The following is a 7,328-nucleotide window of genomic DNA, read 5'->3' as shown; positions in this document are numbered from 1 at the left end:
CCCGGACGCCGTGCGTCCGGGGCCTCGCTGGAGCGTCCGCGGTGGAACGCGTCCGGGTCCTGCTGGGGTCCTACTTGAGGGTGACGGTGGCGCCGGCGCCCTCGAGGGCCTCCTTGGCCTTGTCCGCGGCCTCCTTGTTGGCGCCCTCGAGGACGGCCTTGGGGGCCGAGTCCACGAGGTCCTTGGCCTCCTTGAGGCCGAGGGAGGTCAGCGCGCGGACCTCCTTGATGACCTGGATCTTCTTCTCGCCGGCGGCCTCGAGGACGACGTCGAACTCGGTCTGCTCCTCGGCCTCCTCGGCGGCGGCGGCCGGAGCGGCGGCACCGGCGACGGCCACGGGGGCGGCGGCGGTGACGTCGAAGGTCTCCTCGAAGGCCTTCACGAACTCGGAGAGCTCGATCAGGGAGAGCTCCTTGAACGCGTCGATCAGTTCAGCGGTGGTGAGCTTGGCCATGGTTGTGGCTCCTTTTCGATGGTGTGCCCCGGCCGGGTTCGTCGGCGCGGGACGGTCTGGTTCCGTGGTGAGAATGTGCCTCGCGGCGGGGGTGCTGGTCAGGCGTCCTGCTCCTCGACCTTGGCGCGCAGCGCCTCGGCCGTGCGGACGGTCTTCGACAGCGGGGCCTGGAACAGCGCCGCGGCCTGGGACAGGGACGCCTGGGCGGCACCGGCCACCTTGGCCAGCAGCACCTCGCGGGACTCGAGGTCCGCGAGCTGCTTGATCTCCGCGTCGCTGAGGGCCTTGCCCTCGAGGTAGCCGCCCTTGACGACGAGCTGCGGGTTCGCCTTGGCGAAGTCACGCAGGCTCTTGGCGGCCTCGACGGGGTCCCCCGAGATGAAGGCGATCGCGCTCGGGCCGGCGAGCTGGCCGTCGAACGCGTCGATCCCCAGCTCCTTGGCCGCGATCGCGGTCAGCGTGTTCTTCACCACGGCGTATTCTGCGTTCCCACCGAGCGAGCGGCGCAGCTCCTTGAGCTGGGCCACGGTGAGGCCGCGGTACTCAGTCAGGACGGCGGCGTCCGAGTTGGAGAACATCTCCTTCAACTCGGCGACCGCGGCTGCCTTTTCCGGGTTCGCCATGGTACTCCTTCCGGTCTTCGCTGCCGGTCGCTGCCGCAAGGGCCCGGGCACAGAAAAAGCCCCGCGCAGATGCCCGGGGCTCGGCGTGCCGGCCCGTGCAGGACGGGACGTGCTCGCTGTGCTGGTTCACCTGCGCTGGCGGTTCCTGGCGGAACTCTTACGGCTGTCCCCCGTGGCGGGCGCTCCGAAGCGGGGCGCACGAGGCAGGGGGACCACGACCGGCGGTCTTTGGTGACTCCAGGCTACCGGAGGGCCCCACCACGGCCAAATCGGCGCGGCCGCCTGCCCCGCGGGCCCCGGGGACGGGCCTCGGGACGGGCCCGTCTCCGGCTCAGGCGGCGGGGAAGTCCCGGGCCCACACGCCGCTGCGCCCGGCCACGCGGAAGCCCAGCCGGGCGTTGACCCGGCTCATCCGGTCGTCGCCGCTGTGGCTCCAGGAGTAGACGGTGCGCACGCTCGGCGCGAGCCGCTCGAGCTGCTGCAGATTGGCCAGCTTCAGCCGGGTGGCCAGCCAGCGGCGGCGGTGCTCGCGCAGGACCACGGTCTCGTCCTGCATCCCGATGGGCGGCTCCTCCCCTGCGAGCACGATCTCGGTCATCCCGACGAGCCGCCCGGTGGGCTCGTGCTCGGCGACGGCCACGAGCGAGACGTTGCCCGCCTCGGCGCGCAGCTGCTCGGTGCGCCGCACCCGCTCCGCGTCCCACGGCTCCGGCTCGGCGGCGAGCACGGGGGCCAGGAAGGAGTCGGCGGTCATCCGCGAGTGCAGGGCCGCGAGCTCGTCGAGCCGGTCCTCGGGGGCCGGGCCGCTCCAGACGTGGATGCGGTACGGCTCCTGCGCCGGGGAGGCCGCGACCTCCCGCAGCAGGGCCTCGACGCGCTCGGGCGGCAGCGGCACGCCCAGCACCCCGAAGTCGCTGACCGACTCGAGCCGGTAGCCGGCGCTCAGGGCGAAGCGGGTCTGACGGTTGGACACGGGCAGCCGGCCCGAGCCGTCGGCGGCGTCCACCCACTCGACCATGCCGGGGGTGATCACCGGGAAGACCCCGGTGACGCTGCCGTCGCCCTGGATCTCCTCCGGCCCGGGGTGCTCGGTCTGGATCCGCAGGTGCCGGCGGGACTCGCCGACGGCGAGCTGCTCGGCGGCGGCCAGCAGCTCGCTGCCGGTGCCCTGCGCGGTCACGTCGGGGTCGACGTCGACGGTGATGTGGGCGGAGTCGGTGAGCGTCACCAGGGGCATCCGCACCTCGGCCCGCCCGGCGAGCCGGTCCTGGGCCCACGCGAGCAGCACGACCACGCGCTCGAAGGGGTCGTGCAGGTCCCGGTAGAGCTCCTGGGCGTCGCCGGTGAGGTCCGAGATCCCCCACACGTGCTGCCGGGACCGGCGCACGAGCTCCGCGACGCGCCCCAGCAGCTCCTGCGCGGGGTGGTCGAACTCGGCGGGGATGCGCATCTGCTCGATGCGCACTGGGGGGTGCTCGGTCACGAGGGGATCTCCGTTCCGTGGGCACCGGCGGACGCCCGCCGGCTGCTGGGTCGTGGGCGGGGTGGTCCCGCCGGACGGAAAGGGGCCCGGCCGCATCGGCCGGGCCCCCACCCGTCGGAGCCCCGCGGGCTCCGGTGCACGGCGTCAGGCGCCGACGACGACCTCGGTGGCGTTCGGGTCGACCGGGATGCCCGGGCCGAACGTGGTCGAGACGGTCGCCTTGGTGATGTAGCGGCCCTTCGACGCGGAGGGCTTCAGGCGCAGGATCTCCTCGAGGGCGGCGCCGTAGTTCTCCGCGAGCTTCTCGATGTCGAAGGACGTCTTGCCCACGATGAAGTGCAGGTTCGAGTGCTTGTCGACGCGGAAGTCGATCTTGCCGCCCTTGATGTCGTTGACGGCCTTGGTCACGTCCATGGTGACGGTGCCGGTCTTGGGGTTCGGCATCAGGTTGCGGGGGCCGAGGACCTTGCCGAGCCGGCCGACCTTGCCCATCATGTCCGGGGTGGCCACGGCGGCGTCGAAGTCCGTCCAGCCGCCCTGGATGCGGGCGATCAGGTCGTCCGAGCCGACGTGGTCCGCTCCGGCCTCCTCCGCGGCGGCGGCCTTGTCGCCGGTCGCGAAGACGACCACGCGGGCGGTCTTGCCGGTGCCGTTGGGCAGGTTCACGGTGCCGCGGACCATCTGGTCGGCCTTGCGGGGGTCCACGCCGAGGCGGAGGACGACCTCCACGGTGGAGTCGGTCTTCGCGGTGTCGAGCTCCTTGGCCAGGGCCACGGCCTCGGCCGGGGCGTACAGCGTGCCCGCGTCGATCTTGGCGGCGGCCGCCTGGTATGCCTTGCTGCGCTTTGCCATCTGCTTCTTCTCCTTGTGCAGTTGTGGTCTGCGGGCCGCGCTCGGCCCTGCCACGTCAATAACGGTGGGTGGTGTCAGCCGAGGCTGATCACTCGACCTCGATGCCCATGGATCGGGCGGTGCCGGCGATGATCTTCGCGGCGGCGTCGATGTCGTTGGCGTTGAGGTCTTCCTTCTTGGTCTCGGCGATCTCGCGGACCTGGTCCATGCTGAGCTTGCCGACCTTCTGGGTGTGCGGGACACCCGAGCCCTTGGCGACGCCGGCGGCCTTCTTGATCAGCTGCGCGGCGGGCGGGGTCTTCGTGATGAAGGTGAACGAGCGGTCCTCGTAGACCGTGATCTCCACGGGCACGATGTTGCCGCGCTGGGACTCCGTGGCCGCGTTGTAGGCCTTGCAGAATTCCATGATGTTGACGCCGTGCTGACCGAGGGCCGGACCCACGGGGGGCGCCGGGTTGGCGGCGCCCGCCTGGATCTGCAGCTTGATCAGGCCGGAGACCTTCTTCTTCTTGGGAGCCATGTGCTGGTCCTTCTTCTGCTGGAGGTACCGGCGCACAGGAGCGTACGACGGCGGGTGGCCGCCGTGGCGCGGCGGCCGGGCGGCCCGGCGGCGAAGCATGCACCGCGGGGCCGGGAACTGGGGCGGGCCGGAGCGGCCCGCGGGGCTCAGATCTTGGAGACCTGGTTGAACCCGAGGGTCACGGGGGTCTCGCGCTCGAAGATCGACACGAGGACGACCAGCTGCTGGGACTCCACCTTGATCTCGGAGATCGTGGCGGGGAGGGTCTCGAACGGGCCCTCCTTGACGATGACGGACTCGCCGACCTCGAAGTCGACGTCGATCTGCGGCTGCGCGCTGGGCTGGGCGGCGGACTCGGCGCCCGCGCCCTGCGGCGCCTCGAAGACCGGGTTGAGCATCTCGAAGACCTCGTCGAGGCGCAGCGGCACGGGGTTGTAGGCGTCCTGGCCCACGAACCCGGTGACCCCCGGGGTGTGCCGGACGGCGCCCCAGGAGGCGTCGGTGAGGTTCATGCGCACCAGCACGTAGCCGGGGATCCGCACCCGGCGCACGATCTTGCGCTGGGCGTTCTTGATCTCGACGACCTCCTCCATCGGCACCTCGATCTGGAAGATGTCGTCCTCCATGTTGAGGGACTGGATGCGGGTCTCGAGGTTCGTCTTCACCCGGTTCTCGTAGCCGGCGTAGGTGTGGATGACGTACCAGTCACCCTCCTGGCGGCGCAGCTTCGACTTGAACTCCTCGACGGGGTCCACGGCGGGGACCTCGTCCTCGGCCGCCGGGGCCTGCTGGTCGACCGGGGTCTCCGCGTCGGAGGGCGCGCCGTCGGCGGCGGACCCGGTGGGAGCCTCCTCGGCGTCCGGGGCCGGCGGGGCGTCCTCGGACTCGTGGGCGGCCGCGAAGTCCTCCTCCTGCACGGAGGTCTCGGCCTCCGGCAGCACCGGAGCCTGCTGGTCGACCTCGGCCGGTGCCTCGGTGCCGTTTTCGAGCTCGTGCTCGGTCACTGGATCTCCCTCAAGTTCTTTCGTGGATGTCGTGCTCTGCTGGGTCACGGTGGCCGGGCCGTGCCGGGCCGTGCGCCGCCCGGATCAGCCGGCGGCGTCCCCCTGGCCGAAGATCCACAGGGCGGCCTGGCCGAACGCGAGGTCCAGGACCGAGATGAGCACCATCATGAACGCCACGAACACGAGGACGACCAGGACGTAGTTGACCAGTTCGCGCCGGGTGGGGGTCACCACCTTGCGGAGCTCCCCGACGACCTGGCGCAGGAAGAGGAACAGGCGTCCGAAGACGCCGCGCGGGCTCTCGGCGCCCTGCTCCGGGGGCTGGCCCGACGCGCGGCCGGCGGTGGTCTGCGACATCGGCTCTCCCTGTGTGGACTCGTGCGCGCCGCGATGCTGCCGGCCCGCCGTGGCCGCGGCGGCTCCCGGCACCCCGTACGGAGTGCCGGGGACCGCCCCGGACTGGAGCAGGGCAGACAGGACTCGAACCTGCAACCTGCGGTTTTGGAGACCGCTGCGCTACCAATTGCGCCACTGCCCTACGTGCCTCGCGACCCCGGCCGGCGTGGGGACGCCGGTCTCGATCGCTCGGACCCGGTCACCGACTCTACCACCCGGCTCCACCGCGACGGCACGGCCAAGCAGGCGCCGATGACACCAGTCGTCCATCCTAGGCGACCCGGGCGGCGGGGTGCAATCCGGGCCGCCGCGGCCGCCGCGGCGCCGGAGCCTCCGCGCGGCCCCCCGAGTAGCATGGGGGCGTCCGCACCGCCGTGGCCGCGCCCGGCGGACCCCGTCCGTTCCCCCTCCAGGAGGCCCCCGGTCATGACCACGTCCCGCATCTCCCGGCGCGTCGGCGCCATCGCAGAGTCCGCGACGCTCGCCGTGGACGCCAAGGCGAAGGCGCTCAAGGCCGCCGGCCGGCCCGTGATCGGCTTCGGCGCCGGGGAGCCCGACTTCCCGACGCCCCAGTACATCGTGGACGCCGCCGCGGCCGCGCTGCAGGACCCGGCGAACTTCCGGTACACGCCGGCCGCCGGCCTGCCCGAGCTGCGGAAGGCGGTGGCCGAGCAGACCGCCCGGGACGACGGGTACGCGGTGGAGCCCTCCCAGGTGCTGATCACCAACGGCGGCAAGCAGGCCGTGTTCCAGGCCTTCGCGACGGTCGTGGACGAGGGCGACGACGTCCTGCTGCCGGCCCCGTACTGGACCACCTACCCCGAGGCGATCAAGCTCGCCGGCGGCAACCCGGTCGAGGTCTTCGCCGGACCGGAGCTCGGCTACAAGGTGACCCCCGAGCTGCTCGAGGCGGCGTGGACCGAGCGGACGAAGGCGCTGCTGTTCTGCTCGCCGTCCAACCCCACGGGCGCCGTGTACTCCCCCGAGGAGACCGCGGCCGTGGGCCGCTGGGCGGCGGAGAAGGGGATCTTCGTGCTGACCGACGAGATCTACCAGCACCTCACCTACGACGGCGTGCCGTTCACCTCGATCGCCGCCGCCGTGCCGGAGCTGGGCGAGAACGTGATCGTGCTCAACGGCGTGGCGAAGACCTACGCGATGACGGGCTGGCGGGTGGGCTGGATGATCGGCGCCCCGGACGTGATCAAGGCGGCCACGAACCTGCAGTCCCACCTCACCTCCAACGTCAACAACGTGGCGCAGCGGGCCGCGCTCGCGGCCGTGTCCGGCCCGCTGGACGAGGCCCACCGGATGCGGGAGGCCTTCGACCGCCGCCGCCGCACCATGGTCGAGTCGCTCAACACCATCGACGGCGTGGAGTGCCCGACCCCGACCGGCGCGTTCTACGCCTACGCGGACGTGCGCGGCCTGCTGGGGCGGCGCTTCGGCGACGCGACGCCGCAGACCTCCGCCGAGCTCGCCGAGCTGGTCCTGGAGCAGGCGGAGGTGGCCGTGGTGCCCGGCGAGGCGTTCGGCCCCTCCGGCTTCCTGCGCCTGTCCTACGCCCTGGGCGACGACGACCTCGCCGAGGGCCTCCGCCGGCTCCAGGAGTACCTGGGCGGCGCCGCGTGAGCGCCGCCACGGGTCCGCTGGGCGCCGCCGTGGCGGCCGTGGAGTCGGTGCCCGCCGCGGCGCTCGTGAGCGCGGGGCTGATCGGCGGGTACGCCACGGCCCGTGCGACCGGCGTCCGCCCGCTGGGCGGGGCGGTGCTGGCCGCGGCGGGGGCTGCGGCCGCGCACACCTGGTGGCACCGCGGCGGCCCGGCCACCACCGCGGCGCTCGGCGGCCTCTACGTCCTGGGCTTCGGGCTGTCCCACCCGCTGGCCGGGCGGATCGGGGCCTGGCCCTCGGTCCTGGCCGTGACGGCCGTCAACGCCGCCGCCGGCGCCGTCCTGGTGGACCGCGCCCGCCGCTGACCCGCGGGTCCGTCCCGCAC

Annotated in this window: 9 protein-coding genes and 1 tRNA gene; 2 read left to right on the top strand and 8 right to left on the bottom strand. The window is 72.7% G+C overall.

Annotated elements, in window-relative coordinates; translation table 11 throughout:
* Window positions 1-70: 70 nt before the first annotated feature.
* The 8 genes from rplL to ACFU0Y_RS15850 form a co-directional block, all read right to left on the bottom strand.
* Window positions 71-454, bottom strand: a complete 384-nt coding sequence (rplL, locus tag ACFU0Y_RS15885; protein ID WP_058872512.1) for a 50S ribosomal protein L7/L12 — start codon at window positions 452-454, stop codon at window positions 71-73.
* Between the two features lie 98 nt (window positions 455-552).
* Window positions 553-1,077, bottom strand: coding sequence for a 50S ribosomal protein L10 (gene rplJ / locus ACFU0Y_RS15880; RefSeq protein WP_380215551.1), 525 nt, complete (start codon window positions 1,075-1,077; stop codon window positions 553-555).
* 331 nt (window positions 1,078-1,408) lie between these two features.
* Window positions 1,409-2,560: a GNAT family N-acetyltransferase gene (locus ACFU0Y_RS15875; protein ID WP_380215549.1), complete on the bottom strand. Its 1,152-nt coding sequence runs from the start codon at window positions 2,558-2,560 to the stop codon at window positions 1,409-1,411.
* 144 nt (window positions 2,561-2,704) lie between these two features.
* Window positions 2,705-3,412, bottom strand: coding sequence for a 50S ribosomal protein L1 (gene rplA / locus ACFU0Y_RS15870; RefSeq protein ID WP_380215547.1), 708 nt, complete (start codon window positions 3,410-3,412; stop codon window positions 2,705-2,707).
* 88 nt (window positions 3,413-3,500) lie between these two features.
* Complete coding sequence (gene rplK / locus ACFU0Y_RS15865) at window positions 3,501-3,932, bottom strand: 50S ribosomal protein L11 (protein ID WP_368799086.1); 432 nt, start codon at window positions 3,930-3,932, stop codon at window positions 3,501-3,503.
* Window positions 3,933-4,078: 146 nt separating this feature from the next.
* Window positions 4,079-4,936: a transcription termination/antitermination protein NusG gene (gene nusG / locus ACFU0Y_RS15860; RefSeq protein WP_380215544.1), complete on the bottom strand. Its 858-nt coding sequence runs from the start codon at window positions 4,934-4,936 to the stop codon at window positions 4,079-4,081.
* Between the two features lie 84 nt (window positions 4,937-5,020).
* Window positions 5,021-5,293 (bottom strand): preprotein translocase subunit SecE, encoded by a 273-nt coding sequence (secE, locus tag ACFU0Y_RS15855; protein WP_017833270.1) that lies wholly within the window; start codon window positions 5,291-5,293, stop codon window positions 5,021-5,023.
* A gap of 108 nt (window positions 5,294-5,401) precedes the next feature.
* Window positions 5,402-5,474 (bottom strand) — tRNA-Trp (locus ACFU0Y_RS15850).
* Between the two features lie 284 nt (window positions 5,475-5,758).
* Here ACFU0Y_RS15850 and ACFU0Y_RS15845 point away from each other — a divergent pair.
* Window positions 5,759-6,964 carry a pyridoxal phosphate-dependent aminotransferase gene (locus tag ACFU0Y_RS15845; protein WP_380215542.1) on the top strand — a complete coding sequence of 402 codons (1,206 nt, stop codon included), beginning with the start codon at window positions 5,759-5,761 and terminating at the stop codon, window positions 6,962-6,964.
* Window positions 6,961-7,308, top strand: coding sequence for a hypothetical protein (locus tag ACFU0Y_RS15840; RefSeq protein ID WP_380215540.1), 348 nt, complete (start codon window positions 6,961-6,963; stop codon window positions 7,306-7,308). The genes ACFU0Y_RS15845 and ACFU0Y_RS15840 overlap by 4 nt, the downstream gene beginning before the upstream one ends.
* The last annotated feature ends 20 nt before the right edge of the window (window positions 7,309-7,328 follow it).

The sequence above is a fragment of the Kocuria sp. NPDC057446 genome (assembly GCF_042802875.1).
GTDB lineage: Bacteria > Actinomycetota > Actinomycetes > Actinomycetales > Micrococcaceae > Kocuria.
The sequence above is the reverse complement of the archived record's forward strand: the minus strand, read 5'-3'. Positions and strand labels throughout refer to the sequence as shown.

Bases quoted from the DNA above. Each gene is read 5' to 3' on its own strand.
- rplL (WP_058872512.1), bottom strand. From the start codon at position 454: ATGGCCAAGCTCACCACCGCTGAACTGATCGACGCGTTCAAGGAGCTC.
- rplJ (WP_380215551.1), bottom strand. From the start codon at position 1,077: ATGGCGAACCCGGAAAAGGCAGCCGCGGTCGCCGAGTTGAAGGAGATG.
- rplA (WP_380215547.1), bottom strand. From the start codon at position 3,412: ATGGCAAAGCGCAGCAAGGCATACCAGGCGGCCGCCGCCAAGATCGAC.
- rplK (WP_368799086.1), bottom strand. From the start codon at position 3,932: ATGGCTCCCAAGAAGAAGAAGGTCTCCGGCCTGATCAAGCTGCAGATC.
- secE (WP_017833270.1), bottom strand. From the start codon at position 5,293: ATGTCGCAGACCACCGCCGGCCGCGCGTCGGGCCAGCCCCCGGAGCAG.
- ACFU0Y_RS15845 (WP_380215542.1), top strand. From the start codon at position 5,759: ATGACCACGTCCCGCATCTCCCGGCGCGTCGGCGCCATCGCAGAGTCC.